23 protein-coding genes and 1 pseudogene are annotated in these 26,726 nt (G+C 67.0%); 6 read left to right on the top strand and 18 right to left on the bottom strand.

The window, feature by feature from the left end; genetic code table 11:
• Positions 1 to 33: 33 nt before the first annotated feature.
• Complete coding sequence (locus NYR58_RS08670; protein ID WP_261520136.1) at positions 34 to 516, bottom strand: single-stranded DNA-binding protein; 483 nt, start codon at positions 514 to 516, stop codon at positions 34 to 36.
• 905 nt (positions 517 to 1,421) lie between these two features.
• On the opposite strand from NYR58_RS08670, the gene uvrA reads away from it, so the two are divergent.
• Positions 1,422 to 4,346: an excinuclease ABC subunit UvrA gene (uvrA, locus tag NYR58_RS08665; RefSeq protein ID WP_261520135.1), complete on the top strand. Its 2,925-nt coding sequence runs from the start codon at positions 1,422 to 1,424 to the stop codon at positions 4,344 to 4,346.
• 111 nt (positions 4,347 to 4,457) lie between these two features.
• The gene (locus NYR58_RS08660; RefSeq protein WP_261520134.1) at positions 4,458 to 5,261 is read left to right on the top strand and encodes a DUF72 domain-containing protein; all 804 of its coding nucleotides are present in this window, start codon (positions 4,458 to 4,460) and stop codon (positions 5,259 to 5,261) included.
• Positions 5,262 to 5,282: 21 nt separating this feature from the next.
• Here the strand turns inward: NYR58_RS08660 and lpxB are convergent, their stop codons facing one another.
• The 16 genes and pseudogenes from lpxB to NYR58_RS08580 form a co-directional block, all read right to left on the bottom strand.
• Complete coding sequence (gene lpxB / locus NYR58_RS08655; protein WP_261520133.1) at positions 5,283 to 6,458, bottom strand: lipid-A-disaccharide synthase; 1,176 nt, start codon at positions 6,456 to 6,458, stop codon at positions 5,283 to 5,285.
• Positions 6,455 to 7,351, bottom strand: a complete 897-nt coding sequence (locus NYR58_RS08650) for an LpxI family protein (protein WP_261520132.1) — start codon at positions 7,349 to 7,351, stop codon at positions 6,455 to 6,457. The genes lpxB and NYR58_RS08650 overlap by 4 nt, the downstream gene beginning before the upstream one ends.
• Positions 7,332 to 8,165 carry an acyl-ACP--UDP-N-acetylglucosamine O-acyltransferase gene (gene lpxA, locus NYR58_RS08645; protein ID WP_261520131.1) on the bottom strand — a complete coding sequence of 278 codons (834 nt, stop codon included), beginning with the start codon at positions 8,163 to 8,165 and terminating at the stop codon, positions 7,332 to 7,334. The genes NYR58_RS08650 and lpxA overlap by 20 nt, the downstream gene beginning before the upstream one ends.
• Positions 8,166 to 8,174: 9 nt before the next feature.
• Entirely contained in the window at positions 8,175 to 8,645 is a 471-nt protein-coding gene (fabZ, locus tag NYR58_RS08640; RefSeq protein ID WP_261520130.1) for a 3-hydroxyacyl-ACP dehydratase FabZ, read from the bottom strand.
• The gene (gene lpxD, locus NYR58_RS08635; protein ID WP_261520129.1) at positions 8,638 to 9,696 is read right to left on the bottom strand and encodes a UDP-3-O-(3-hydroxymyristoyl)glucosamine N-acyltransferase; all 1,059 of its coding nucleotides are present in this window, start codon (positions 9,694 to 9,696) and stop codon (positions 8,638 to 8,640) included. The genes fabZ and lpxD overlap by 8 nt, the downstream gene beginning before the upstream one ends.
• Positions 9,697 to 9,746: 50 nt before the next feature.
• Positions 9,747 to 12,110: an outer membrane protein assembly factor BamA gene (gene bamA / locus NYR58_RS08630; RefSeq protein WP_261520128.1), complete on the bottom strand. Its 2,364-nt coding sequence runs from the start codon at positions 12,108 to 12,110 to the stop codon at positions 9,747 to 9,749.
• A 303-nt stretch (positions 12,111 to 12,413) separates the two neighbouring features.
• Positions 12,414 to 13,553: an RIP metalloprotease RseP gene (gene rseP / locus NYR58_RS08625; protein ID WP_261520127.1), complete on the bottom strand. Its 1,140-nt coding sequence runs from the start codon at positions 13,551 to 13,553 to the stop codon at positions 12,414 to 12,416.
• 90 nt (positions 13,554 to 13,643) lie between these two features.
• On the bottom strand, positions 13,644 to 14,483 hold the full coding sequence (locus NYR58_RS08620; RefSeq protein WP_261520126.1) for a phosphatidate cytidylyltransferase: 840 nt from the start codon (positions 14,481 to 14,483) through the stop codon (positions 13,644 to 13,646).
• Entirely contained in the window at positions 14,480 to 15,196 is a 717-nt protein-coding gene (locus tag NYR58_RS08615) for an isoprenyl transferase (protein WP_261520125.1), read from the bottom strand. The genes NYR58_RS08620 and NYR58_RS08615 overlap by 4 nt, the downstream gene beginning before the upstream one ends.
• 43 nt (positions 15,197 to 15,239) lie before the next feature.
• Positions 15,240 to 15,800, bottom strand: a complete 561-nt coding sequence (frr, locus tag NYR58_RS08610; protein WP_261520124.1) for a ribosome recycling factor — start codon at positions 15,798 to 15,800, stop codon at positions 15,240 to 15,242.
• 11 nt (positions 15,801 to 15,811) lie between these two features.
• Complete coding sequence (pyrH, locus tag NYR58_RS08605) at positions 15,812 to 16,561, bottom strand: UMP kinase (RefSeq protein WP_261520123.1); 750 nt, start codon at positions 16,559 to 16,561, stop codon at positions 15,812 to 15,814.
• 99 nt (positions 16,562 to 16,660) lie between these two features.
• Positions 16,661 to 17,584 (bottom strand): translation elongation factor Ts, encoded by a 924-nt coding sequence (gene tsf / locus NYR58_RS08600; protein WP_261520122.1) that lies wholly within the window; start codon positions 17,582 to 17,584, stop codon positions 16,661 to 16,663.
• A 115-nt stretch (positions 17,585 to 17,699) separates the two neighbouring features.
• Entirely contained in the window at positions 17,700 to 18,539 is an 840-nt protein-coding gene (rpsB, locus tag NYR58_RS08595) for a 30S ribosomal protein S2 (RefSeq protein WP_261520121.1), read from the bottom strand.
• A 338-nt stretch (positions 18,540 to 18,877) separates the two neighbouring features.
• Positions 18,878 to 19,681 (bottom strand): ABC transporter permease, encoded by an 804-nt coding sequence (locus tag NYR58_RS08590; protein WP_261520120.1) that lies wholly within the window; start codon positions 19,679 to 19,681, stop codon positions 18,878 to 18,880.
• The gene (locus NYR58_RS08585; protein WP_261520119.1) at positions 19,678 to 20,688 is read right to left on the bottom strand and encodes an ATP-binding cassette domain-containing protein; all 1,011 of its coding nucleotides are present in this window, start codon (positions 20,686 to 20,688) and stop codon (positions 19,678 to 19,680) included. Before NYR58_RS08585 ends, NYR58_RS08590 begins: the two co-directional genes overlap by 4 nt.
• 135 nt (positions 20,689 to 20,823) lie before the next feature.
• Positions 20,824 to 21,171, bottom strand: a pseudogene (locus tag NYR58_RS08580) (transglycosylase SLT domain-containing protein); the annotation flags it as partial.
• A gap of 387 nt (positions 21,172 to 21,558) precedes the next feature.
• On the opposite strand from NYR58_RS08580, the gene NYR58_RS08575 reads away from it, so the two are divergent.
• Both NYR58_RS08575 and NYR58_RS08570 read left to right on the top strand, forming a co-directional pair.
• Positions 21,559 to 22,140: a methylated-DNA--[protein]-cysteine S-methyltransferase gene (locus NYR58_RS08575; protein WP_261520118.1), complete on the top strand. Its 582-nt coding sequence runs from the start codon at positions 21,559 to 21,561 to the stop codon at positions 22,138 to 22,140.
• 185 nt (positions 22,141 to 22,325) lie between these two features.
• Entirely contained in the window at positions 22,326 to 22,553 is a 228-nt protein-coding gene (locus NYR58_RS08570) for a hypothetical protein (protein WP_261520117.1), read from the top strand.
• 5 nt (positions 22,554 to 22,558) lie between these two features.
• Here the strand turns inward: NYR58_RS08570 and NYR58_RS08565 are convergent, their stop codons facing one another.
• Complete coding sequence (locus NYR58_RS08565) at positions 22,559 to 23,542, bottom strand: EAL domain-containing protein (protein ID WP_261520116.1); 984 nt, start codon at positions 23,540 to 23,542, stop codon at positions 22,559 to 22,561.
• 158 nt (positions 23,543 to 23,700) lie between these two features.
• Between NYR58_RS08565 and NYR58_RS08560 the strand changes: the two genes are divergently transcribed.
• Positions 23,701 to 24,903: a pyridoxal phosphate-dependent aminotransferase gene (locus tag NYR58_RS08560; RefSeq protein WP_261520115.1), complete on the top strand. Its 1,203-nt coding sequence runs from the start codon at positions 23,701 to 23,703 to the stop codon at positions 24,901 to 24,903.
• Between the two features lie 131 nt (positions 24,904 to 25,034).
• On the top strand, positions 25,035 to 26,564 hold the full coding sequence (locus NYR58_RS08555) for a putative bifunctional diguanylate cyclase/phosphodiesterase (RefSeq protein ID WP_261520114.1): 1,530 nt from the start codon (positions 25,035 to 25,037) through the stop codon (positions 26,562 to 26,564).
• Positions 26,565 to 26,726 lie beyond the last annotated feature (162 nt).

Here is a 26,726-nt window from a genome sequence, read left to right as displayed (position 1 = left end):
GTTCTGCAGCCCGTGCCGGCCCCGCGGGGGCGCTCAGAACGGGATCTCGTCGTCGAGATCGCGCGAATAGCCGCCCCCCGAACCCGCATTTTCCGCCGGGTCCGACTGCCCGAAGTCCGAGCCGCGCGAGCCGCCATAGCCGATCTGCCCCTCGCCGCCCTGGCCGCGCGCGTCGAGCATCTGCAGGTCACCGCGAAACTTCTGCAGCACCACCTCGGTGGTGTAGCGGTCCTGGCCGGACTGGTCCTGCCACTTGCGGGTCTGGAGCTGGCCCTCGATATAGACCTTCATCCCCTTCTTGAGATACTGCTCGACCACCTTCACCAGGTTCTCGTTGAAGATCACCACATTGTGCCACTCGGTGCGCTCGCGCCGCTCGCCGGTGTTGCGGTCGCGCCAGGTCTCCGATGTCGCCACCCGCAGATTGGCCACCGGGTCGCCGGAGTTGAGCCGCCGGATCTCCGGATCGACGCCCAGATTGCCCACCAGGATGACCTTGTTCACGCTGCCAGCCATGGCATCACTCCACCGTTGAGAAATTGCGCATCCCGAAAGCCGGCCCGCCGCCTGAGAAAGACGCGCCCGGACCTGCCGTCAGTTGATCGCCGGCAAGCTTATCCGATGCGCGGTCCTTGTGCGCGCCTTGAGACGCCACGCCTTCCTCCGTCCACAGTTCAATTTTGTTCTTGTTTTGTTCAATAACACACCTCCTGCCGGCGGGCAACCGCCCTCACCTCGCGTCGATTACGGCAGCCAGCAAGGAAAAGGCCCCGCCGCCGCTTCATCTCGGGCGCGCTGGGGCCATCTTGCTTCTTGGCTTGCCGGGAGTGCTTTACCGGCGTCGTAAGGACGGGCGAAAGCCTCGCTCGCGTCCAGCATGGAAGTATCGATTGTAACGATGATACGGCCGTCCCGGAAATCCTGGGCGGCATCCTCGCGGACACCCCTTCAGGCCCCGCGCTTTCACGCGGTCGCCTAGCAGGCTCTCAGGCCCGGAAAGGCCGTGGCTCCCCGCTTCCGGTGGAGCCTTTCGGACAGTCGGGTGGAGTCATGCCTCCCTCCTGGCTCGTTGCTCCGGTTCGCACCGCCGTGCTTGCGGGCCGGGCGGGCCGGCAGAACGACGGACGGTGAAAGTTTGCGTCCGCTGCCGCCGTCCGTCAAGCGAAAGGCGCGGCGGCGGCACAAAATGTGATCGCCCAAGCGCGCTCCGACAGGAAGATGTCAGGAGATTGTTCGTTCTTTGTTCTTTTTGCTTGCCCTTGCCGGCAAAAGCTGGAAAAGATGCCGGGGCTATCCGATATTGGCCTGGCGGCGGGTGCGGCCGGCGCATTCTTCTGCGCACCGCATCCTGGCGAAGTTGAAGCCTGGCTGGCGGCGGTGCCGGCCGTTTTTCAGAAGTCGAGACAAGGCAGCGACGGGGCATGCCCGACCACAAGCTTATTTCCATTCGCGGCGCGCGCGAGCACAATCTGAAGAATGTCGATCTCGACCTGCCGCGCGAGAAGTTGATCGTCATGACCGGCCTTTCGGGCTCCGGCAAATCCTCGCTCGCCTTCGATACCATCTATGCCGAGGGTCAGCGGCGCTATGTGGAGAGCCTTTCGGCCTATGCGCGGCAATTTCTGGAGATGATGCAGAAGCCGGATGTCGACCGCATCGACGGACTTTCCCCGGCCATTTCCATCGAGCAGAAGACGACGTCGAAGAATCCCCGCTCCACCGTCGGCACGGTGACGGAGATCTACGACTACATGCGCCTTCTCTTCGCCCGCGTCGGCGTGCCCTATTCGCCGGCCACCGGGCTTCCCATCGAGAGCCAGACGGTCAGCCAGATGGTGGACCGCGTGCTGGCGCTCGAGGAGGGCACCAGGCTCTACATCCTCGCCCCGCTGGTGCGCGGGCGCAAGGGCGAGTACCGCAAGGAGCTGGCCGAGCTTCAGAAGAAGGGCTTCCAGCGGCTGAAGGTGAACGGCCAGTTCTACGAGATTGCCGACGTGCCGGCGCTCGACAAGAAATACAAGCACGACATCGACGTGGTGGTGGACCGCATCGTGGTACGGCCGGACATTGCCACGCGGCTTGCCGATTCGCTCGAAACCTGCCTCAAGCTTGCCGACGGGCTGGCCGTGGCCGAGTTCGCGGACCGGCCGCTGCCCGACGACCAGACGGCAGAAGGCGGCGGCGCCAACAAGTCGAAGAACGAGACGCACGAGCGCATCGTCTTTTCCGAGAAGTTCGCCTGCCCGGTCTCCGGCTTTACCATTCCCGAGATCGAGCCAAGGCTCTTCTCCTTCAACAACCCCGCCGGCGCCTGCCCCTCCTGCGACGGGCTGGGCAGCCAGCGCGCCATCGACCCCGATCTGGTGGTGCCCGACGAGAACGCCATCCTGCGCGAGGGCGCCATTGCGCCGTGGGCGAAGTCCACCTCGCCCTACTACCTGCAGACGCTGGAGGCGCTGGGCCGGGAGTTCGGCTTCTCGGTGGCGACCCGTTGGAAGGACCTGCCGGAAGAGGCGAAGCAGGCCATCCTTCACGGCACGGGCGAGCGCAAGATCGTCTTCAACTATGATGACGGCCTGCGCTCCTACCGCACCACCAAGCCCTTCGAGGGCGTGGTCAACAATCTGGAACGGCGCTGGCGGGAGACGGAATCGGCCTGGATGCGCGAGGAGATCGAGCGCTTCATGTCGGCCTATCCCTGCCCGGCCTGCGGCGGCCACCGGCTGCGGCCGGAGGCGCTGGCGGTGAAGATTGACGGGCTGCATATCGGCCAGGTCACGGAAATGTCGATCCGCAAGGCCGGCGCATGGTTCGAGGCGCTGCCCGAAAGGCTCACCGACAAGCAGAACGAGATCGCCGCGCGCATCCTGAAGGAGATCCGCGAGCGCCTGCGCTTCCTCAACGATGTCGGTCTCGACTATCTTACCCTGTCGCGCAACTCCGGCTCGCTGTCGGGCGGGGAAAGCCAGCGCATCCGCTTGGCCTCGCAGATCGGGTCGGGCCTCACCGGCGTGCTCTACGTGCTCGACGAGCCTTCCATCGGCCTGCATCAGCGCGACAACGACCGGCTGCTCGCCACGCTGCGCCACCTGCGCGACCTCGGCAACACGGTGATCGTGGTAGAGCACGACGAGGATGCGATCCTGACCGCCGACCACGTGGTGGACATCGGGCCGGCGGCCGGCGTGCATGGCGGGCGGATCATCGCCGAGGGCACGCCCCGCGACGTGATGGCGAATCCCGCCTCGATCACCGGCAAGTATCTCACGGGGGAGCTTGCCATCCCCATGCCGGAGCGCCGCCGCGAGATTCCCAAGAAGCGGCGCATCCGCGTGGTGGGAGCGCGCGGCAACAACCTGAAGAACGTGACGGCCGACATTCCGCTGGGCACCTTCACCTGCGTCACCGGCGTGTCGGGCGGCGGCAAGTCCACCTTCCTCATCGAAACGCTCTACAAGGCTGCCTCGCGCCGCATCATGGGCTCGAGGGAGCACCCGGCCGAGCATGACCGCATCGAGGGGCTGGAGTTCCTCGACAAGGTGATCGACATCGACCAGAGCCCCATCGGCCGCACACCGCGCTCGAACCCTGCCACATACACCGGCGCCTTCACCCCCATCCGCGACTGGTTTGCGGGCCTGCCCGAGGCCAAGGCACGCGGCTATCAGCCGGGCCGCTTCTCCTTCAACGTGAAGGGCGGGCGCTGCGAGGCATGCCAGGGCGACGGCGTCATCAAGATCGAGATGCACTTCCTGCCGGATGTCTATGTCACCTGCGACGTCTGCCATGGCAAACGCTACAACCGCGAGACGCTGGAGGTCACCTTCAAGGGCAAGTCCATCGCCGACGTGCTGGAAATGACGGTGGACGAGGGCGTGGAGTTCTTCTCCGCCGTGCCGGCCGTGCGCGACAAGCTCGTCACGCTTTCGCGCGTCGGCCTCGGCTACATCCATATCGGCCAGCAGGCCACGACCCTTTCGGGCGGCGAGGCGCAGCGCATCAAGCTTGCCAAGGAGTTGTCGAAGCGCGCCACGGGACGCACGCTCTACATTCTCGACGAGCCGACCACGGGCCTGCACTTCCACGACGTGGCGAAGCTTTTGGAGGTGCTCCACGAGCTGGTGGACCAGGGCAACACCGTGGTGGTCATCGAGCACAATCTGGAGGTCATCAAGACCGCCGACTGGATTCTCGACCTCGGGCCCGAGGGCGGCGACGGCGGCGGCGAACTGGTGGTCGCCGGCTCCGTCGAGGAGGTCATGTCCGAGGAGCGCAGTTATACGGGCAGGTTCCTGAAGGAGCTTCTGGAGCGCAGGCCGCAGAGGCGGCGACAGGCGGCGGAATGACTACGGCCGAGCGGCGGCTGCGCCACCTCGAAGGCGCTGATGCCCGCCCCGCCGGGATCTGAATGCCGCGGCCCGGCATTCGCGACGTTGAACCTTGGGAGGCATGGCATCGTGACCACTTCCGGCACCATCCGCGCCGGCATCGGCGGCTGGACCTTCGAGCCCTGGGAAGGCACCTTCTACCCGGAGGATCTGCCCAGGAGACGACAGCTCGAATATGCCAGCAGCAGGCTTCCCACCATTGAGGTGAACGGCACCTATTACGGCACGCAGAAGCCGGCCACCTTCGCCAAATGGGCAGCAGAGACGCCGGAGGGCTTCGTCTTCTCGCTGAAGGGCAACCGCTTCGTCACCAATCGCAGGGTGCTGTCCGAGGCCGGGGAGTCGCTCTCGCGTTTCCTGGGTTCCGGCATTTCGGAGCTGGGTGAGAAGCTCGGTCCTCTCGTGTGGCAGTTCGCGCCGACAAAGAAGTTCGATCCCGATGATTTCGAGGGTTTTCTTCAGCTTCTGCCTCAACAGCAGGACGGCGTGCCGCTGCGTCATGTGCTGGAGGTGCGCCATCCTTCCTTCGTGGTGCCGGAGTTCGCCGCGCTTGCCCGCAAATATGGCGTCGCCATCTGCTATGCGCATCATTTCACCTATCCCGAGATAGCGGATGTGACGGCGGATTTCGTCTATGCGCGGCTGCAGCGCGGCCAGGACACGGTTCCGACGGCCTATCCGGCGGGAGAGCTCGACCGCTGGGCCGAGAGGGCGCGGCTGTGGGCAGCGGGCGGTGTCCCGGACGATCTGCCCCGCGCCGATGGCGCGGCGCCGGTGGAGAAGCGCCCGCGCGACGTCTTCGTCTACTTCATCCACGAGGGCAAGGTGCGCGCGCCGCAGGCCGCACAGGCGTTCATGGAGCGCGTGCGCTGAAAGCCGGGATCGACGCGGCGCTCAGCGCTCCCGCGCCTCGATCTGGCGGAGCACGACCTGCGCGGCCAGTTCGCCTGACGGAAGTTCGGTGGCAAGCCGCTCCGCCACCTCGGCAAAGCCGGCGCATTGGGCGCGGCGGGCCGGCGTGTCGCGCCAGAGCACATCGACCTGCCGTGCCAGATAGGCAGGACGGACGAACGCGTTGAAATGCTCGGGCACAACCGGCCAGCCGGCGATCAGATTGGGCAGGGAGGCCGACCAGGCCGTGATCAGCGGGGTGAGAAGGCGGGCTACCGGGTCCATCTTGTAGCAGCTCGCAAAGGGCACGCGGCACAGCGCCAGCTCCAGCGCCACCGTGCCCGAGCAGGCAAGCGCCGCATCCGCCTCGGCAAAGGCCGCCGCCTTGCGCGCCCGGTCCACAATGATTTCCGGCCGCACCGCCCAGTCCGCCGCTGCCGCCTCGACCAGCTGTGCCACGTGCGGCACGGTGGGAAGCGCCACCTCAAAAGCGTGGCCGGCGGCCTTCAGCGCCGCCACCGTTTCGCCGAAGGGGCCCAGAAGCCGCTTCACCTCCCCCTTGCGCGAGCCGGGCAGCACCAGAAGGCGCCGGCGCGCGCCCGCCGCCGGCGCGCCACGGGCAAGCTGAGCCTGCGCGGCGCTGCGAATGTCGGGATCGGCGGCCAGCCGATGGCCCACGAATGTGCCGGGCGGCCCGCCGAGCCGGCGCAGCTCCTCCGGCTCGAAGGGTAGAAGGCACAGAACATGGTCGACATGCGGGCGCATCGCCGCTGCCCGGCCGGGGCGCCATGCCCATATGCTCGGGCAGACATAGTGCACGATGGGGATGGAAGGATCGGCCGCGCGCACCCTGGCCGCCACGCGCAGGCTGAAATCGGGGCTGTCGATGGTCACCAGGCAGTCGGGCCTGGCCGCCACGATGGCCCGTGCCGTCTGGCGGATGCGCCACGCAAGGCGCGGCAGGTCGCGCAGCACGGCCGAGATGCCCATCAGCGCGATCTCGTCGGCGTCGAAAAGCGGATCGAGCCCCAGGGCGGCGAGATTGCGCCCGCCGACGCCGGTCAACGCGATGTCCCGCCCCGCCGGGCGGGCGAGCGCGGCCACCAGGTCGGCGCCCAGCAGATCGCCAGACTCCTCGCCGGCCACCACGGCGAGCCGGAGCGGCCGCGCGCGGCTCATTGCTCCCGCCCCCGCGCAAAACCCAGCAGGAAAAGCCCGTGCCGGTCGGCAAGGCGCACCGTCTCGCCGCTGTCAAGGATGAAACTGCGCTCCGCCTCCACCGCGATGCCGGCAAGGCCCGCGGCGTGCGCGTCCTCCACCGTCTGCGGGCCGATGGCCGGCAGGTCGGCGCGCGCTTCCTGGCCGGGTTTGGCGCATTTCACCAGCACGCCGCGCCCCTTTCCCGCAAGCCTTCCATGGCCGCGCAGCGCGCGCGTGCGGGCAAGCAGCCCGTCCGTGCCCTCGATTCCCTCCAGCGCAATCGCCCGCCCGCCGATGGCAACGGCCGCCTGGCCGATGTCCAGCCGGCCAATGGCACGCGCGGCGGCAAGCGCGGCGGCAATATCCTTCTCGTCGCCGCGCGTCGGTCTCGCCCTGCTCAGCAGCCCCTCGGGCGCCAGCAGGTCCGGCACCACCTCATGAGCGCCGACGACGCGGATGCCGTTGGCCTCCACATAGCTGACCAGCATGCGCAGAAGCGCGTCGTCGCCGCGCGCATAGGCCGCGATAAAGCGTGGCAGGTGGCGCAGAACGCCGGGCCGGAAGCGCAGGCTGTAAAGCGGCGGGCGCACGGCCACGCCGCCGGCCATCACCAGATGGGTCACACCCTGCCGCTTGAGCGCGGGCATGAGAAGGCCGAGACGCCCCGGCGGCGCGCAGATGAGATCGTAGAGCTCGGGGCGGGCGGCGAAATCCGCCTCCCCCTCGATGGCCACGACGAGTGGCCGATGGCCGGCGCCCGTCAACCCCTCGACGACATCGTGCGGCAGCCGTCCGCTGCCGGCGACCACGGCCACGCGGGCATCGCCGCCCGGGGCCTGCCAGCGTGGAAGCTCATTCCGCCTCGCCGTCATCGCCCTCTTCCAGCCCGCGCCCGCGCGGCGGCACGGTCAGATGGCGCTTTTCGCGGCCGGCGAGGAAGGCCAGAATGTCTGCCACCGCCGCCGAACCGGGGAAAGCGCGGCGCACGGCCTCGATGTTTTCGGCCAGCGGCCGCTGCGCATCGAACAGCATCCGGCAGGCGCGGCGAAGCTCGGTCAGTTCGCCGCGCGCCATGCCGGCGCGCTTCATGCCCACGACATTGAGACCGCGCAGCTTCGCCCGGTCGCCAACCGCCATGCCATAGGGAATGACGTCGCCGACGACGGCGGCGAAACCGCCCAGAAAGGCGTGGTGGCCGACGCGCACAAACTGGTGCACCGCCGCATAGGCGGACAGGATCACATGGTCGCCGATCTCGGCATGGCCGCCAAGGCCGGCATAGTTCGCCATGGTCACGTGGTTGCCGACATCGCAGTCATGCGCGACGTGGCTGTAGGCCATGAACAGGCAATGGTCGCCGATGGTGGTCTTGCCGCGGCTGGTATCGGTGCCGCGATGCAGCGTCACGCCCTCGCGGATCACGCAGCCCTTGCCCACGGTCAGCGTCGTCGGGCCGCCCTGGTGCTTGAAGTTCTGCGGCGGGCCGCCCAGCACCGCGTTGGGAAAGACCTGGCAGCCCGGCCCCAGCGTCGTCGCGCCCATCACCGTCACGTGGCCGATCAGCTCGACACCGTCGCCCAGCTCCGCCTCGCCCGAAACGTGGCAGAACGGGCCGATGCGCACCCCGGCGCCCAGCCGCGCGCCCTTTTCGACGATTGCCGAAGGGTGGATGAATGTCTCAGTCATGCCTGTCCGTCAATCCGGCTCGTTTGGCGACATCAAGGCGGAGATCACGGCCTCCGCCACCTTGGCTCCGTCGACCATCGCCTCGCAGGAGAATTTCCAGATCTTTCCGCGCTGCTTGAGTTTCTTCACGTGTATCTCCAGCCGGTCGCCCGGCACCACCGGCTTGCGGAACTTGGCGCTGTCGATGGTCATGAAATAAACCACCGAAGGCTGACCCTCGCCTGCGTTGTGGATGCAGATCGCGCCTGCCGTCTGCGCCATCGCCTCGATGATGAGAACCCCCGGCATCACCGGCTGGCCGGGGAAATGCCCCATGAAGTGCGGCTCGTTGACCGTGACGTTCTTGATGCCCACGGCGGAGTTGTCCGCATCCACATCGACGATCCGGTCGACCAGCAGGAACGGATAGCGATGCGGCAGAAGCTGCAGCAGCTTCTGTATGTCGAGGCTTTCCAGTGTGGTGGACACGCTTTCATCCATCGTTCTTCTTTCCCTTGCGCTTTCCCTCTGCCAGGCTGCGCAGCGCGGCGATCTCCCGAAAGGCCTGGCGCATCGGCTGCGCCGGCGAGCCGGCCCAGCGTTCGCCGGCGGGAATGTCGGTCATCACGCCGCTGGAGGCGGCAAGCTGGGCGCGGTCGCCCACGGTGATGTGGTCGGCAATGCCCACGCGCCCGCCGAGCATGACGTGGTCGCCCAGCGTCACGGAGCCCGAGAGCCCGCAATGGCCGGCAATCACGCAGCCCCGTCCGATGCGCACATTGTGCGCCACCTGCACCAGATTATCGATCTTGGTGCCCTCCCCAATCACGGTGTCGGAGAGCGCGCCCCGATCCACCGTTGTGTTGGAGCCGATCTCCACGTCGTCCTGGATGATCACCCGCCCGATCTGCGGGTTCTTCTCCAGGCCCCTGGCGCCCGGCAGAAAGCCGAAGCCGTCCTGGCCGATTTGCGCACCGGGATGCACGATCACCCTGTCGCCAAGGATGGCGCATTGCAGCGTCACATTGGCGCCAATGTAGCAGTCGCGCCCCACATGGCAGCCCTTGCCGATCACCGCGTGGGGGCCGACCACCGTGCCGCGACCGATGGCAGCGCCCGCGCCCACCACCGCGCCCGCCTCGATCACCACCCCATCCTCCAGCACAGCGTCGGATGCGAGCACGGCATGGACGGAGATGCCGGTCTCGCCGGTTACCGGCTGCGGGCGCATGGCCGCGGGAAAGAGAAGCCGCGCCACGGCGGCAAAGGCCTGCTGCGGCCGCGGCGTCGCGAGCACGGCGATGCCCGCCGGCACGCGGCCGGCCATCTCCTCCGTGCACAGCACGGCAGCGGCGCGCAGCGCATCGAGGCTTGCCGCGTTGCGCCGGCCGTCAATGAAGACGAGCGCATCCTCCCCCCCCTGGGAGGCCGGGGCCAACCGCGTGACGGCGATGCCGGAATGGGACTCGTCAAGCAGCCGCGCGCCGGTCAAGGCAGCGATCTCGCTCACCTCGAAGCGGCGTGCGGGGACGAAGAATTCCGGTTCCGTCATTGAATGCCTTCTCGCCCGGGCCGCCGGGCCCGGGCGGCGTGGGTAAAGCCTCAGAAGCGCGTCGAGATGCCGAAATTCCAGTGCTGGATGTCGTCGCTCGCTTCCTTGACGACCGGCTCGGCATAGTCGATGCGCAGCGGGCCGAAGGGCGAGGCCCAGATCAGGCTCGCGCCCACCGAGGCACGCCACTTCATGCTCGTGCCCGCCACGGGGCCAAGCCCCGTCAGGTCGCTGCCGTAGAGCGTTGCCGCATCGGCAAAGACGGCGCCGCGCAGGCCGAAGCTTTCCGGGATCACCGGAATGGGGAAATGCGCCTCTGCGGAAGCATGGAAGTAGGTCTTGCCGCCCAGATGGTCGCCCTTATCCGCGTCGTACGGCCCGATGCCGTCATACGCGAAGCCGCGGATGATTCGGTCGTTGCTCTCGAAGTGGTCGAACACCCGCAGGTCGCCGCTGAGCGCGCTGATATGCCCGCCGCCGACGGTGATCAGCCCCACGAGGTCCAGATCGTCGGACAGCGTGTGGTAGTAGTTGGCGCGCCCCGTCACCTTCACGAACTTCGCATCGCCGCCGACGCCCGCCACCTCCAGCGTCAGGTTGGCATAAAGGCCCTCGCGCGGATCCTGGATGTTGTCGATGGTGTTGTAGATGATGGAGCCGCTCACCGACGATTTCACCCACTTGCCATCGTCGATCGCCGCCTTGATGTATGGGGAGAGATCGCAGCTCCCGCCCTTGCAGTCGCGGCCGTAAGTGTAGTTCTCCTGCGAATAGTTATAGGCGAGCTGCGTGGACAGCGCCTCCGTGATCGGCAGGCCGAAGCGCACGGTGCCGCCCGTCACCTCGCGGTCGTAGACGTCCTTGTCGTTCGAGTTCGCGAAGGTGCGCGTGTTGCGATAGATGTCGAAACCGGCCGAGATGCGCCGCCCGAGGAAGTATGGCTCCGTGAAGGAGAACCGATAGTCGCGCGTATCGGCACCGCCCGAAGCGGCCGCGCGGATGAACTGGCCACGGCCCAGGAAGTTGCGCTCGGTGATCGAGCCCTCGACGGAAAAGCCGCCATTCCGGCTCGACGAGCTGCTGGTCGTGTAGCCGGCTCCGATGGAGAACTCGCCGGTGGATTTCTCCACCACATCCACCACCAGCACCACCTGATCGGGCTGGGAGCCGGGCACCGTCGTGATGTTCACCGTCTGGAAGAAGTTCAGCGCGTCGAGGCGGCGCTTTGCGCGCTGCACCAGCACCTGGTTGAAGGCGTCGCCCTCGCTCAGATCGAACTCGCGGCGGATCACGTAATCGCGCGTGCGGGTGTTCCCGCGAATCTCGATGCGCTCGATATAGGCGCGCGGCCCCTCGTCGATGGAATAGACGACGGAGATGGTCCGGTTCTCGAAATCGCGGTTGCCGCGCGGCGTGACACGGGCAAAGGCATAGCCGCTGCCGGCCACCGTCTCCGTCAGGTTGACGATCGTGTCCTCGACATCCTTGGCGCTGTAGGTGTTGCCGCTGCGCGTCTTGAGCTGCCTGCGCAGCGTCTCCACGTCGACGCCGGGAATGGTCGTTTCGATGTCCACTTCGCCAAAGCGATAGCGCTCGCCCTCGTCGACGGTAAAGGTCACCGTGTATTCGTTATCCACCAGGTCGGCCGAGGAGGAAAGCACCTGAAAATCCGCATAGCCGCGGTTGTAGTAGTAGCGGCGCAGTGCCTCTTCGTCGGCGCGCAGCCGGTTCTCGTCATAGATGTCGTTGCGGAACAGGAAGGAGAAGACGTTCGACTCCTTGGTCGAGATCACGTCCCGCAGGCGCCGGTCGCTGAAGGCGTTGTTGCCGACGAAATTTATGGAGCCGATCTTGGTACGGTCGCCTTCCTGAATGTCGAAGATCACATTGACGCGGCCATCGGCCAGTTCCTGGGTGCGCGCCGTCACCGTTGCATCGTCGCGACCGATGCGGCGATAGGCTTCGCGCACAGCCTCCGCGTCGGCCTCCATAAGCTGGGAGGAGAAGGCGCGGCGCGGCTGAAGCTGCACCGCCTGGGCCAGATTGCGGTCCTTGATCTTCTTGTTGCCCTGGAACAGCACCTGGTTGACGATGGCGTATTCATCCACCGTCACGACAAGCGTGCCGCCGACCTGGCGAATCGACACGTCGGCGAAAAGGCCGGTGGCAAACAGCCGCTTCACCGCCTCGTCGAGATCGGCATTGCTGAAGGATTGTCCGGGGGCGATGCCAACCTGGGTGCGGATGGTGTCGGCATCGACACGCCGGTTTCCACGCACCTCGATGCGGCTGACCGTTGCGGCTTCGACCGACGTGATGGTTGCAAGCTGCAGAGCCGCCGCCCCAGCCGTCGCAATCGTGGCGGAAAGCGCCACCGCCGAAACGGCGGACATCAATCTCGAAGCTGCCTTCATTGGGCTAAAATACCTTCTACTCTCGTTGTCCCCACGCGAGAAACCGGACATCGGGCAATTCGGTCTAACCTAATAGCCGGATTTTCCCTACACGCAAGGCTTCTGGTTAATTTGCGTTTACGAAACGCACGCTCGTGGCTTTCCCGCCACGCCAATCGTCCGCCGTGGTAAACGCCTTCTCAACAACCCTCAATGGACGGCACTTCCCCTCCTCGCCTGCTGCGGCTCGAATCGAGGCTGCACGTTCGTCTCGCATGACCGCGCCCTGTTCCGCAAGGGCTGTGCCGTGCCTTACCCCAGATGTCAGCATCCAAACAGATCGTTCCAGAAAACGAAAGCCATGAACATCAAAACCATGATCATTCCGGCCCGATAGACCGCGTCCACCACCTGCCAGGGCACGGGCCGACGCAGGATCGCCTCGATTCCGTAGAAGAGGAGATGGCCGCCGTCGAGCGGCGGAATCGGCAGGAGGTTGAGAATGCCGATCCCCACCGAAAGCAGCGCCACGAGCTGCACCAGCCAGACGAAGCCCAGATCCGCCGCCCGCCCGGCCATGTCTGCGATCTTCACCGGACCGCCGAGCTGGCACCGGTCCTCGCGCCCCGCCACCAGGCGCTTCAGGAACTGCCCGGTGCGCGCGATGACGTTCCACGTCTCTTGCGTGCCCGCCACCAGCGCCTCCATCGGCCCGTATTCGACAAGCCGCGGCTGGCCCAGCGCCTCGTTGTTGACCACGCCGATGATGCCGATCTTGATGGTGTTGCCGAGCGCATCGGTCTGTTCGGTGGCCTGCGGTGTCGCCTGGGTCTCGATCAGCCGTCCGTCGCGTTCCACGACGATGGTCAGCCGGTCGCCCGCGCGCCCGGAGATGAGGCGCTGCACATCGGCGAAGGTCTCCACCGGCACGCCGTCGACGGAGACGAAGCGGTCGCCGGGCTCGATTCCCGCCTCCTGCGCGGGGCTTCCCGGGCGCACCTCGGCCACCATGGGGTCGGCCACGTAGCGGCCGAACACGGTGAACATGACGGCAAAGACGACGATGGCCAGCAGAAAGTTGAACAGCGGCCCGGCGAAGACCGTGGCAGCCCGCCGCCACACCGGCTGGGTGTGAAAGGCGACCGGCCGCTCCTCCTCGGAAAGTGCTTCCACGGCGTCGGCGTCGGGGCGGCTTGCCGCGCCCACATCGCCGACGAATTTCACATAGCCGCCGAGAGGGATGGCCGCGAAGCGCCAGCGTGTGCCGCGGCGGTCGGTAAAGCCGAAAAGCTCAGGCCCGAAGCCGATGGAGAAGGCCCGCACCCCGATGCCACACCAGCGGCCGACGAGATAATGCCCCATCTCGTGCACGAACACCACCACGGTGAGCACGAACAGGAACGGCACGATGGTTCCCAGAAGGAAATTGCCGAGACCGATAAGGGGTATGGCGATGTCGGCCACGTCGCTTCCTCTGGCTTGTTTCGGTGCTGGATGTTTGCGCGCCTAGTGTCTGTTCAAACCCGGCAAATCCATGACAGCCTGTAGCACTTCTCAACGCGAGAAGAAACCGGCGGCCGGCGTCTCCAGCCCGGAAGACAGGGCACCCAGCGCGTAAAGCAGCACCGCCGCCGCCACCAGCCCGTCGACGCGGTCCATCACGCCGCCATGGCCGGGAATGAGGCTGCCTGAATCCTTCACACCGTGGCGGCGCTTCAGAGCCGACTCGAACAGGTCGCCCGCCTGCGAGACCGCCGACAGGAGCAGGGCCAGCAGACCGGCGGGACCTGGCGCCAGACCCGCCGGGGAAAACCAGGCCACGGCGGCACCCGCCGCGACGGCGCTCAGGGCCCCGCCCGCCGCGCCGCTCCATGTCTTGCCCGGCGAGATGGACGGCGCGAGCTTCGGCCCGCCCAGCGCGCGGCCGGCGAAATAGGCACCGATGTCCGTGGCCCACACCACGGCGAAGAGATAGAGGATGGCGATCAGCCCCGCCATGTCCGCCCCGCGAAGGAAGGCGAGGGCCAGCGCCGGCAGGCCGGCATAGGCGATGCCGGCCGCCGGCCATGCGCTGCCGCCCGCCAGCGCCGCATGCAGCAGCGCCAGAAGGCAGCCCGCCGCCAGCAGCGCGAAGACCGCGGCCGCCGGACTTCCCGCCAGCAGCGCAAGCAGGCCGGCGCCGAGCAGCCCCCAGGCGACAAGCGCCTGCGCACGGCCTTCAGGCGCCCGCATGGCCATCCACTCGTGAAAGACGAGAACAGCGGCAAGCACCGCAAAGAACCGGAAGGCGACGCCGCCCAGAACGGTCAACACCAGGGCAGCCACCCCGAGCACCAGGGCGGAGGCAAGGCGCCGGGTCAGCTCGCTGCGGCCTGCCGCGTCCCGACCGCTCATGACACGGCTTCTTGCGGCCTCACGCTGCCGAAGCGTCGGTCCCTCTCCTCGAAGGCGGCAATGGCGGCGGCAAGGTCCTCGCGCCCGAAGTCGGGCCAGTTGCAGGGCAGGAAGACGAACTCCGCATAGGCGGCCTGCCATGGCAGGAAGTTCGACAGCCGCTGCTCGCCGCTGGTGCGTACGATGAGGTCCGGATCGGGAATGCCGGCGGTGTCGAGATGCGCCTCGAAGTCCGCCTCGCTCAGGTCCGCCGGGTCGAGAGCCCCGGCCCTGGCCTTCTCGGCCAGCGCCTGCGCGGCACGCAGGATCTCGTCGCGCCCGCCATAGTTGAAGGCAACGACCAGGTTCATGTTGGTGTTCTTCGCCGTCAGGCCCTCGGCCTCGGCCAGGAGAGCGGCGATGTCGGGTTCCAGCCCCTTGCGGCTGCCGATGACGCGCACGCGCACGCCGTTGTGGTGCAGTTCGGCGAGATCCCGGCGGATGAACAGCCGCAGAAGCCCCATCAGGTCGGAGATTTCGGCCTTGGGACGCGACCAGTTCTCCGAGGAGAAGGCATAGACCGTCAGCCAGCGTATCCCCATCTCGCCGGCCGCCCGCACGGTGCGGCGCAGCGCCTCCACGCCGGCGCGGTGACCGGCGGTTCTCGGCAGGCCACGGGCGCGTGCCCAGCGGCCATTGCCGTCCATGATGATGGCGATATGCGCGGGCTTCACACTTGCCTCCCCTTGCGGCCCGCCGGGCCGCGTCCGGCGGCCGTCAGACCTGCATGATCTCGGCTTCCTTTTCCGCCAGCAGCTTGTCGATCTTGGCGATGGTCTCGTCCGTCATCTTCTGCACGCGCTCGGCCTGCTGGCGGTGCTCGTCCTGGCTGATCTCGCCGTCTTTTTCGGCTTTTTTGAGGTGTTCCATGCCGTCGCGGCGCACATGCCGGGCGGCCACGCGGGCGTTCTCGGCATATTGATGGGCGATCTTGACCAGCTCCTTGCGCCGCTCCTCGTTGAGTTCGGGCAGCGGGATGCGCAGCGTCGCCCCCTCAACGATGGGGTTGAAGCCAAGATTCGATTCGCGGATCGCCTTGTCCACCGCCTGCACCATGCTCTGGTCCCACACGGTGACGGAAATCATGCGCGGCTCGGGCACGGAGATGGTGGCCACCTGATTGATGGGCATGGAGGCGCCATAGGCCTCGACATGCACCGGGTCGAGCAGATTGGCCGAGGCGCGCCCGGTCCGCAGCGATGCGATGTCATGCTTGAACGCATTCACCGCGCCGTCCATGCGCCGGTGAATATCCTTGAAGTCAACACCATCCGGCATTTCTGCCTCCTTTACGCTTTCACAGCATCGAGGTCTGCCGGGTCGTCGTCAACGATCGTGCAGCGCCCCGCGCCTTTGAGAATGGCCGCAAACCCGCCCTCTTCGTGAATCGAGAAGACGATTATCGGTATGTTGTTCTCCCGTGCAAGCGCTATCGCGGCGGTATCCATGATGCGCAGCCCCTCGCGCATCACGCGCTCATGGGTGAGCCTGTCGTAGCGCACGGCATCCTTGGTCTTGAGCGGATCGGCGGAATAGACTCCATCCACCTGCGTGCCCTTGAACAGCGCATCGGCACCGATCTCCGCGGCGCGCAGCGCGGCCGCCGAATCGGTGGTGAAGAAGGGATTGCCCGTGCCGCCGGCAAAGATTACCACCTTGCCGGCATTCATATAGGCCGTCGCCTGGCGCTGGGAGAAGCTTTCGCAAAGCTCCGGCATGGCGATGGCCGACAGCACCACCGCCTCCACGCCGATCTTGACGAGCGAGGTCCTGAGCGCCAGCGAGTTGATGACGGTGGCAAGCATGCCCATATGGTCGCCCGTCACCCGGTCGCCCCCCTTGGAGGCCACCGCCACGCCGCGGAAGATGTTGCCGCCGCCGATGACCACGCCCACCTCGACACCCAGTGCGCGCGCCTCGGCGATGTCGGCTGCGATGCGGTCGACCACCGAGACGTCGATGCCGAACCCCTGGCTGCCCATCAGCGCCTCGCCGGAGACCTTCAGCACCACGCGGCGGTAACGGGGGGTCGCACTCATCGTCGCCTCTTTCCGGTCCTTGTCATTTCCCTGTCGCCCTACACGAAGGGCACCGCGTTGTCACGCGGTGCCCCTGCCGTGTCTCCGCTTCTGCGAAGCCTATTTCTTGACGGCGGCCGCCACCTCGGCGGCGAAGTCCGACTCTTCGCGCTCGATGCCTTCGCCCAGCGCGAAGCGCAGGAAGGCGGTGATCCTGGCGGGCGCGCCGATCTCCTTCTCCGCCTCCTTCAGCGCCTGCTCCACCGTCACATCGGGGTTGATGACGAAGCTCTGCTTGAGCAGCACCACCTCCTCGAAGAACTTGCGCAGGCGGCCTTCCACCATCTTCTCGATGATGTTCTCCGGCTTGCCGGACTGGCGTGCCTGCTCGGAGAAGATCTCCTTCTCGCGCGCCACTGCCGCCGGGTCCACCTCGGCTTCTGTCAGCGCCATCGGGCTGGTCGCGGCCACATGCATGGCCACCTGACGGCCGAAATTCCGCGCCGCCTCGGCGTCGCCGTCGGTCTCGACCGCCACCAGAACGCCGATCTTGCCGAGCCCCTCGGCGGCGGCGTTGTGCACATAGGTGGCCACGGCGCCCTTGGAAACCGAAAGCCTGCCCGCACGGCGCAGCGTCATGTTCTCGCCGATGGTGGCGATGGCGTCCTTGATCGCCGCCTCCACCGTCTTGTCGCCGCCCGGATAGGGCGCTGCGGCCACCGCCTCGACGCTGCCGTCGGTGGAAAGCGCCACGGTGGCGACGTTGCGCACCAGATCCTGGAAGGCGTCGTTGCGGGCCACAAAGTCGGTCTCGGAGTTGACCTCCACCACCACGGCGCTTGCGGCATCGGATGCGATGCCGATCAGCCCTTCCGCGGCCTTGCGGCCGGACTTCTTGTCGGCCTTGGAAATGCCCTTCTTGCGCAGCCAGTCGACCGCCGCCTCGATGTCGCCGCCGGTCTCGGAAAGCGCGGTCTTGCAGTCCATCATGCCCGCGCCGGTCATCTCGCGCAATTGCTTGACCTGTGCTGCCGAAATGCTCATCACTGCCTCTTCATGTGCGAATTGTGCGTGTCAGCGCCTCCCTCAAGGGATGCGCCCGCCGTCACGATCGGGGCGCTGCGGCCCCAGGGAACGGGAAAGGGGACCCCCCTTCCCTTCAGGATTTGTCGGCCTGCGCGGCGGATTCCTCAGCCGGCGTCTCGCCGGACTGCCCTTCCTCGGCGGCCGGGGCTTCGGTAGGGGCCTCCTCCAGCGCCGGCTCGCTCGGCGCCTCGGCGGCCTCGCCGATGTCGAGGCCAAGCGAACCCTGCTGGCGCTCGATGCCGTCGATGGCGGCCCGCGAGATCAGGTCGCAGTACAGTGCGATGGCGCGCGCGGCGTCGTCATTGCCCGGAACGGGATAGTCCACATCGTCCGGGTCGCTGTTCGAATCGACGATGGCGACCACCGGAATGCCCAGCCGCCGGGCTTCCTGCACGGCGATGGCCTCCTTGTTGGTGTCGATGACGAACATCATGTCCGGGATCGAACCCATGTCGCGGATGCCGCCCAGCGCCCGCTCCAGCTTGTCACGCTCGCGCTCCAGGTTCAGCCGCTCCTTCTTGGTGAAGCCCTGGGCTTCGCCAGCCAGCAGCTCGTCCAGCTGGCGCAGGCGCTGGATCGAGTTGGAGATCGTCTTCCAGTTGGTCAACATGCCGCCCAGCCAACGCGCGTTCACATAGTACTGGGCGCAGCGCTTGGCCGAGTCGGCCACGATATCGGAAGCCTGGCGCTTGGTGCCGACGAACAGCACGCGCCCGCCCCGGGCCACCGTGTCGGAGACCGCCTTGAGCGCCTGGTGCAGCAGGGGCACGGTCTGGCTCAGGTCAATGATGTGAATGTTGTTGCGGGCGCCAAAGATGAAGGGCGCCATCTTCGGGTTCCAGCGATGGGTCTGGTGGCCGAAATGCACGCCTGCTTCGAGGAGCTGGCGCATGCTGAAGTCTGGCAGAGCCATGGTCGTCTTCCTTTCCGGTTGAGCCTCCGCGGATCGTCAGGCGGCAGCGCCGCCACCGGAGGTGTCCGCCGGATGTCTCCCGGACGGATACCCGTTGATCCGCGTGTGGAATGAGCGCGCATATAGAGGCATCCCCCCGCAAATGCAAGCGCCCCCAGGCAGCGCACGGGGCTTTGCCTCGACGTTCGAGGGGCCAAGCGTTTGCGGCAACCCCACCCCGCCCGCTCCCCGGCCGTTCTCATCGCGGCCTTGCAATGCAGATCAAGCCCCTGCCTATGGAGCCATAGCGCAGCGCCGTTGGACGCGCCGCAAATCGATGGAGAAGGCGGCGCGCGGGCTCAGTTCCGCCGGTAGAGCCACAGCACCACGGGCGCCAGCAGCACGGTCAGCACCGCCGGCGCGAGCAGCGCCAGCAGCACCTCCGCCGCCGTCGCGCTTCCCGCCATCAGCCCGCGCAGCGCCGTCGTCATGTGCGAAACCGGGTTGCGCACCACGAAGGCTTCCAGCCAGCCGGGCATGGTCTGCGGGCGCACCATGATGTTGGAGGCAAAGACGAGCGGAAAGATGAAGGTGAACCCGATGGTCATCACCGTCATGGGCGTGCGGATCAGCAGCCCGAGGACCAGGAAGATCCAGCCCACCCCGAAGCCGATGGCAAAAAGCAGCAGGAAGGAGAAGACGACGCCCGCAAGCCCCGCTTCCGGCCGGTAGCCCAGCACCAGCCCGACCCCGAGGATGATGAGACCGGCAATCAGATGGCGCAGCACGTCTCCCACCATCAGCCCGGCAAAAGGCGCCAGCGACCAGATGGGCAGCGAGCGGAAGCGCTCGAACAGCCCCTTCGACAGATCGGTGGAAAGCCCCATGCCGGAATAGACGGAGTTGAAGACCACCGTCTGCACCAGGATGCCGGGCAGGAAGAACTGCAGATAGTCGCCCGTCGAGCCAGCCAGCGCGCCCCCGAAGACGAAGGTGAAGAGCAGCGTGAACATGAGCGGCGTCATGACGAGGTCGAAAAGCTGCTCCGGCACGTGGCGGAACTTCAACACCGCGCGCCAGCCGAAGACGAGCGCATTGGAGAAGGCGGAGGGCGCGGCCGGCCGCTGCACCGTGTCGAGGATGGCAGGGCTTACCTCGCTCATGGTCTCTGCTCCCGTTCTTCCTCGTCCAGCCCCTGGCCGGTCAAGGCAAAAAACACTTCATCAAGGCTCGGCGATCCCATGGAGAAATCGGCGAGGTCGATGCCAGCGGCAAGCAGCGCACTGAGCGCCTCATTTGCCACCTGCGCCGAAGCGGCGACCACGGAGAGCTGCGCGCCCTCCGCGCTCCTCTGCACCGGGTTGCCGAGGCGCGCCTCCAGAATGGCCGCCGCCTTGTCGAGGTGGGCCTGGTCGGCCGGCGCCACGTGCAGGAAGCCCGAGCCGATCTGCGCCTTGAGCTCGCGGCTTGTGCCCTCGGCGATCTTGCGCCCATGGTCGATGACCGCGATGCGTGCGGCAAGCTGGTCGGCCTCCTCCAGATATTGCGTGGTCAGGAGCACGGTCACGCCGGCCCTGGCCAGTTGCCGGATCATACGCCACACGCCCTGCCGCGCCTTCGGGTCGAGGCCGGTGGTCGGCTCGTCGAGGAAGAGAATGCCCGGCGTGACGATCAGCGAGGCGGCAATGTCGAGCCGCCGGCGCATGCCGCCCGAATACGCGCTCACCTGCTTGCGCCCGGCGTCGGACAGGTCGAAGGCGGCGAGAAGCGCATCGGCGCGCTGCCTGGCCGCACGGCCGCGAAAGCCCCAAAGGCGCGCCAGCATCAGGAGGTTCTCGCGCCCCGTCAGATCCTCGTCCAGCGAGGCGAACTGCCCGGTGAGCGCGATCGCCGCGCGCACGGCCTGGGGTTCGGCGACGAGATCGTGGCCCATCACCGTGGCGCTGCCCGCGTCCGGCGAGAGCAGCGTGGCAAGCAGGCGGATCAGCGTCGTCTTTCCGGCACCATTGGGACCCAGAATGGCGAAGATCGTGCCGCGGGGCACGTCGAGGTCGATGCCGTCCAGCGCCCTGACGTCGCCGAAATGCTTCACCAGCCCGCGGGCGGAGATGGCGAGTGGCGCGGTTTCACCCTTGGTTGCCGGGCGCCTTGCCAGCGCGGTATCGTTCATGGAAGCCTCCTTCGACCGCCCTCCCCTTCGCAAGGGGACCGCTTGCGGCGGAGCAGCGGCGCGCACCCTTATAGCGGCCTGTCCAGCTTTTTGAAGACGGCGGCGGCCAGCCAACGGACACCTCTTGCCAGCCGATCAGCTGCGCAGGCCCGTCTCCTTGAGCAGTCCCTTGCGCTTGGCATCGTAGTAATAGCCGCTGGCATAGAGCCGCACTGCCCTGTCCTCGTCGCCGTCGGCGGTGATGTAGGCCCCGCGCAGGTATTTCACGGCGTATTTCAGATTGGTCTCGGCGTCGAGCAGGCCGCTGGCCGGCCCGCGATAGCCCATGGTCTGCGCCGTGTCGTGGCGGATCTGCATGAGGCCCCAATAGATGCGGTTGCGGGCCTGCGGGTTGAAATTGCTCTCCCGCTGCACGACCCGGCGTACCAGGCGCTCCGGCACGCCGTAGAGCGCGGCATAGCGGGCGATCAGCGCATCGAGTTCCGGGCTGCGGGCTGCCACCGGCCGCACCGCGCCGCTTTCCTCGAAGGCTGTCGGTGCGAGAGCCGGCGGAGGCGCGGCATAGGCGCTCAGGGCAGTCCCCTCCTCCGGGGCGGCGCTGTCCTGCAAGACCGCCTCGGCCCCGGACCCGGCAGCGGCCGTCTGCGTCGCGCTGCAGCCTGCGGCAACCGGCAGCGCCAGGGCGAGGCCAAGGCTCAACGCACGCGCAAGGGTGGATGTCGCAGGAATCAAGGGCATGGCCACGCCGCTTTCCGTCATGATCGATCGCCGCCATCCCCGCCGCCCGCTCCTTACAACAGCCCTGCCCGCCATTCAATCGGCAATGCCATCCGGGAATTTGTTCTTGCTTTGTACCGTCCCAGGATTATCATGCGCGACCAGGGAATCGTGCTGGAGCCTGCCATGGTTTTCCATCATGTCTTCGAGACCGCCTTCGGCTTCTGCGGCATCGGCTGGACGGAGCGCGGGATTGCCCGCTTCATGCTGCCGGTGGCCACGCGCGAGGCGGCGGGACAGGCCATGGCGGCGCGCCTTCCCGGTGCGCGGGCGGCGGCGCCCTGCGGGGCGGCGGCAGCGGTGGTTGATGCGGCGATGCGCTACTTCGCCGGAGAGCGGGAGGACTTCTCGGCGACGGAGCTCGACCTTCATGGCGTGGACCCCTTCCGCCGCGCCATCTACCGGGCCGCGCTGCGGCTTGGCTATGGCGAGACCACCACCTATGGCGCGCTGGCCGCGCAGGCCGGCTTTCCGCAAGCCGCGCGCGAGACCGGCCTTGCGCTGGGGCGCAACCCCGTTCCTCTCCTCGTTCCCTGCCATCGCGTGCTCGCCGCCGGCGGAAAGATCGGCGGCTTTTCCGCGCCCGGCGGCACACAGACCAAGCGGCGCATGCTGGCGCTGGAGCGTGCCGTGCCGCCCGACGGCGAGCCGGCGCAGGCATCCTTCTCCTTCTGATCAAGCCTCGGGCAAGGCAGCCGGGACAATCCTTGCGTGGCCGCTCCTACGCGGCATAATTGTGAAGGGGATGATTCCCCGGCCGCCATTTTTCGGACGGCTTCGAGTGCTTCCGTTGCGTGCTGCCTGCGTTTTCGGCCTGATGACATGGCATGGGGCCATGCCCTTCAGCCAAGGGAAAAGACATGCACCATCCGAGGGAAGACAGCATCAAGAGGCGCCTGACCGACCGCGCCCATCTTCTGCTTGCGGTCGAGAAGCTGCTCGAGCGCGGTGTGCCGGAAGAGATGATCCCGGTCCATCTGGCGCGCGCCTTCTATATCGACATGGACGAGCTCAATGCCGTGCTCGCCGCCATGCACGCCCCTACGGCCGAAGGGACAGGCCGGCATTCGCTGCGCGCGGCGGGCTGAGCCGGTCAGACGGAGCGGCTGCACTTTGTGAACAGTGGCACCACCTTGTCGCCCTCTGCGGTGAGCATGGAGGTGTCGAGCGACGTGGTGTCGAACAGTGCGCCGGCAAGTTTCGGGCGGTGCAGAAGGTCTCCCAGCAGGTAGTCGGCCCCCGCCTCCACGGCCGTGCGCATCTGCGCGGGTGTGTTGATGCCCTCGATCCGCACGGCTCGGCCCTCCCGCTGCAAAATGCCGACGAGGGGCGCCAGAAGCCGGGCGGCAACGGCGATGCCGGCGATGCGGCGGAACCAGTCGCCCTTGAGGCTGACGACTTCGGCGTCGATCGCACGCACCAGGGCGAGCGCGGGCGGCCCGCCCTCGAAGTCCTCCACGGCGATGCGCATCCCGTGGCGGCGCAGCGCGGCGGCATAGACGGCGGCGACGGCCTCGTCCGTCCCCTCGCCCACCGCACAGACCACGCTGGCCGGGTCGATATCACGCTCGGCCACGCAGGCGGCCAGCGCCTCCGCCTGCCCCGCCGCCATCGGCCCGTCCAGGCAGAGAAGCTCCTCATGGGGCAGGAAGAGCGTCAGCCCGTCCACAGCGATGTTCCAGTAGTTGCGCAGGCGCAGCATCTGCAACAGGCCGGCAACAAAGGTGCGCTCGCGCGGCGCCACCTGGGCGAGGAAGACACGCAGCGCCACCGGCCTGCCATCGCGAAGCGGCCTGGTTCCCGCCGCCACGCCGACGGGCGCCAAACCGTCGGGCGTGCCGCCGAAAACCGGCCTGTAGACCGTCTTCAGGAAGTATGGGCCATAGCGGCCAGTCTCGATGCCCATCTCGTCGACGAGGATCGACTCCTCGATGCGGGCGGCCATTTCCCCGTGCTGCTTCATGGCGCCGCCTGCCCCGGCCGGCGCATGGCGGCATGGATCGGGCAATTTCTCGATCTCTTCATCCGCATCGGCCTCCCCGCCTTTTTCGCGCTCGGCAAATGCCGTCGAGGGCATGCCGTTTTTGCAGAAGCTCGCATCGAACGATTGATCCCGCGTTAACGCGGGGCCTGATCGTGAATGGGGCGGCCTTGCGATTTGCCGCGCGATCGGACATTAAAGGCACCGTATCTCACCCCGTTGAGAAGCAGCAATCCCGATTGGAGCGATCTCCCATGGCCTTTCTTGCCGATGCCCTGTCACGCGTGAAGCCCTCTGCCACCATCGCCGTGACCCAGAAAGCGCGCGAGCTCAAGGCGCAGGGCCGCGACGTCATCGGCCTGGGCGCCGGCGAGCCGGATTTCGACACGCCGGACAACATCAAGCAGGCGGCCATCGAGGCCATCAAGAGGGGCGAGACGAAATATCCCCCGGTCTCCGGCATCCAGCCGCTGCGCGAGGCCATCGCCGCCAAGTTCAAGCGCGAGAACAATCTCGACTACGACTGGAAGCAGACCATTGTCGGAACGGGCGGCAAGCAGATCCTGTTCAACGCCTTCATGGCCACCTTGAATCCGGGCGACGAGGTGGTGATCCCCGCCCCCTACTGGGTGAGCTACCCGGAGATGGTGGCCATCTGCGGCGGCAAGGCGGTGTTTGCCGAAACGCGGCTCGAGGACGGCTTCAAGCTGCAGCCGGAGGCGCTGGAAAAGGCCATCACGCCGCAGACCAAATGGCTGGTGATGAACTCACCGTCCAACCCGTCGGGCGCCGCCTATACCGGCGACGAACTGAAGGCGCTGGCCGAGGTGCTGTTGAGGCATCCCGATGTCTGGGTGCTGACCGACGACATGTATGAGCACCTGACCTATGGCGACTTCACGTTCCGCACCATCGCCGAGGTGGAGCCCGCGCTCTACGAGCGCACGCTGACCATGAACGGCGTTTCCAAGGCCTACGCGATGACGGGCTGGCGCATCGGCTATGCGGCCGGTCCCATCGAACTCATCAAGGCCATGGACATGATCCAGGGACAGCAGACCTCCGGCGCCGCCACCATGTGCCAGTGGGCCGCCGTGGAGGCATTGAACGGCCCGCAGGACTTCATCCCGAAGAACAAGAAGATCTTCCAGGCCCGGCGGGACCTCGTGGTCTCCATGCTCAACCAGGCAGCCGGGATCGACTGCCCGGTGCCGGAGGGCGCCTTCTACGTCTATCCCTCCTGCGCCGGCACCATCGGCAAGCGTGCCCCCTCGGGCAAGGTGATCGAGAACGACGCCGACTTCGTGACCGAGCTTCTGGAGACGGAGGGCGTGGCGGTGGTGCACGGCTCGGCCTTCGGCCTCGGGCCCAATTTCCGCATCTCCTACGCCACCTCCGAGGCCCTTCTGGAGGAAGCCTGCAGCCGCATCCAGCGCTTCACGGCAAACCTGCGCTGATCCCGCCTGTCGCGGGTGGCCGGCGCCCGGCCATCCGCCAACTTTTTCGGTGCACTGCAATAACGTTCACGGGACTTTAAGTCTTGTGCACTTCTCTTACCCCCACATGCGGTGCAGTGGGGGTCGGGGCGATGAACGTTCTTGCCAAGATAAAGAGTCACGGCAGTCCTCTCTACATGGCGGTGCAGGGTTCGCTGCTGATTTCCAGCGCAGCCGCGGTCTCCGCGGCCTTTCTGCATCCGGAGATCCCGCAGGCCCGCTGGCTGGCCGCGGCTGCGGCAATGTCCTCGGCGCTTGGCGCCGGCCTGCTCTCCCACCTGCGGCACAGCGTGACGCATCGCCTGCGCGAAGCGGAGGCGGTCGAGGCGGAGCGGCGCAAGCTCATCGAGACCGATCTCGTGACGGGCGCGGTGGTGCGCCGCATCTTCCTCGATCTTCTGAACGAAAGCGTCGGGACCATGAGACAGCGGCGCGAAGCGATCTTGCTGCTCGTCGATCTCGATCATTTCAAGCAGCTCAACGACAGCTTCGGCCATCAGCTCGGCGACAGGGCGCTGTCTCATCTCGTCGAGTGCATGCGCTGGTGCTTTCCCGACTGCACCCTCGGCCGGCTGGGCGGGGACGAGTTCGGAATCATCATGCCGGGCAACGACATCGAAAGGGCAATGCGGCGTACCGGCCGCCTGATCGGCCTGTTGAGCGAGGGCGTTCAGCACGAGGGGTCCTGCATTCCGCTGAGTGCGTCGATCGGCGTGGCGGCCGCGCCGGCGCACACCGTCAACAGCGAGGAGCTGATACAGCTTGCCGATCTGGCGCTCTACGAGAGCAAGAGCGGCGGACGCGGACGCGCCACCCTCTTCGACGAGGAGATGCTGTCGGAGAAGCGCTATCGCCGCTTCCTCGAACGCGAGCTGCGCGCCGCCATCTACCTCAACGAGCTGGAAGTGCACTACCAGCCCGTGACGGACGCCAGCCGCACGGCGGCAGCCGTGGAGGGCCTCGTGCGCTGGCGCCACCCGGTGCGCGGCATGATCCCGCCTTCGCAGTTCATTCCCGTTGCCGAACGCTCGAACCTCATCGACCTGCTGGGCGCCTGGGTCTTCCGCCGCGCCTGTCTGGATGCGCCCACGCTGCCGGCGGGCCGCATCGGCATCAACGTCTCGGGCGAGCAGCTCAAGCGCGACGAGATCGTCACCATGATGCGCCGCGTGCTGAACGAGACCGGATGCGACGCCGCACGGTTCACCCTCGAAATCACGGAAACGGTGGCAACGGCGGCGACACCGCAGGTCATCGCCCGCATCGAGACGCTGCGCGCCATGGGATTCCAGATCGCGCTCGACGATTTCGGCACGGGCCACTGCGGTTTCAACTATCTCAAGGAACTGCCCATCGACTGCATCAAGATCGATCGCAGCTACATCCGCGAGCTCGGCGAGCGAAGCATCGCGCAGGTGTTCGTCTCGGCGCTCACCCAGGTTGCGCGCCTGCAGGGGCTGACCATCGTTGCCGAGGGCATCGAGACGGAAGCCGAGTTCGAGCTTGCCAAGGCGGCCGGCTGCAACCAGTTCCAGGGTTTCCTGCTCGGCCGGCCGCAACCGAAACTCCGGCCGCCGCAGCCAGCGGCGGACAGTGTTCGGGAGGCCGCGCTCGTTGCCTGACGCGCCGGCGGGCCGGCGACCGCTGCAATCCCGTTCCCGTCGCCGTTTCGCAGCCGTCGCCCTCTTCTGCCACTTGCTCTCTTTCCCGTGTCATGTGACGATGCCGTGACGGCGGACGACCGGTGAGCGGCTTCCGCCAGCGCGACGGCCGAGCAGGGCCGG

This window comes from Chelativorans intermedius (genome assembly GCF_025398255.1).
Taxonomy (GTDB): Bacteria; Pseudomonadota; Alphaproteobacteria; order Rhizobiales; family Rhizobiaceae; genus Chelativorans; species Chelativorans intermedius.
The sequence above is the reverse complement of the archived record's forward strand: the minus strand, read 5'-3'. Positions and strand labels throughout refer to the sequence as shown.

Bases quoted from the DNA above. Each gene is read 5' to 3' on its own strand.
- NYR58_RS08670 (WP_261520136.1), bottom strand. From the start codon at position 516: ATGGCTGGCAGCGTGAACAAGGTCATCCTGGTGGGCAATCTGGGCGTC.
- uvrA (WP_261520135.1), top strand. From the start codon at position 1,422: ATGCCCGACCACAAGCTTATTTCCATTCGCGGCGCGCGCGAGCACAAT.
- lpxB (WP_261520133.1), bottom strand. From the start codon at position 6,458: ATGAGCCGCGCGCGGCCGCTCCGGCTCGCCGTGGTGGCCGGCGAGGAG.
- NYR58_RS08650 (WP_261520132.1), bottom strand. From the start codon at position 7,351: ATGACGGCGAGGCGGAATGAGCTTCCACGCTGGCAGGCCCCGGGCGGC.
- lpxA (WP_261520131.1), bottom strand. From the start codon at position 8,165: ATGACTGAGACATTCATCCACCCTTCGGCAATCGTCGAAAAGGGCGCG.
- fabZ (WP_261520130.1), bottom strand. From the start codon at position 8,645: ATGGATGAAAGCGTGTCCACCACACTGGAAAGCCTCGACATACAGAAG.
- lpxD (WP_261520129.1), bottom strand. From the start codon at position 9,696: ATGACGGAACCGGAATTCTTCGTCCCCGCACGCCGCTTCGAGGTGAGC.
- bamA (WP_261520128.1), bottom strand. From the start codon at position 12,110: ATGAAGGCAGCTTCGAGATTGATGTCCGCCGTTTCGGCGGTGGCGCTT.
- NYR58_RS08620 (WP_261520126.1), bottom strand. From the start codon at position 14,483: ATGAGCGGTCGGGACGCGGCAGGCCGCAGCGAGCTGACCCGGCGCCTT.
- frr (WP_261520124.1), bottom strand. From the start codon at position 15,800: ATGCCGGATGGTGTTGACTTCAAGGATATTCACCGGCGCATGGACGGC.
- pyrH (WP_261520123.1), bottom strand. From the start codon at position 16,561: ATGAGTGCGACCCCCCGTTACCGCCGCGTGGTGCTGAAGGTCTCCGGC.
- tsf (WP_261520122.1), bottom strand. From the start codon at position 17,584: ATGAGCATTTCGGCAGCACAGGTCAAGCAATTGCGCGAGATGACCGGC.
- rpsB (WP_261520121.1), bottom strand. From the start codon at position 18,539: ATGGCTCTGCCAGACTTCAGCATGCGCCAGCTCCTCGAAGCAGGCGTG.
- NYR58_RS08590 (WP_261520120.1), bottom strand. From the start codon at position 19,681: ATGAGCGAGGTAAGCCCTGCCATCCTCGACACGGTGCAGCGGCCGGCC.
- NYR58_RS08585 (WP_261520119.1), bottom strand. From the start codon at position 20,688: ATGAACGATACCGCGCTGGCAAGGCGCCCGGCAACCAAGGGTGAAACC.
- NYR58_RS08575 (WP_261520118.1), top strand. From the start codon at position 21,559: ATGCGCGACCAGGGAATCGTGCTGGAGCCTGCCATGGTTTTCCATCAT.
- NYR58_RS08570 (WP_261520117.1), top strand. From the start codon at position 22,326: ATGCACCATCCGAGGGAAGACAGCATCAAGAGGCGCCTGACCGACCGC.
- NYR58_RS08565 (WP_261520116.1), bottom strand. From the start codon at position 23,542: ATGCCCTCGACGGCATTTGCCGAGCGCGAAAAAGGCGGGGAGGCCGAT.
- NYR58_RS08560 (WP_261520115.1), top strand. From the start codon at position 23,701: ATGGCCTTTCTTGCCGATGCCCTGTCACGCGTGAAGCCCTCTGCCACC.
- NYR58_RS08555 (WP_261520114.1), top strand. From the start codon at position 25,035: ATGAACGTTCTTGCCAAGATAAAGAGTCACGGCAGTCCTCTCTACATG.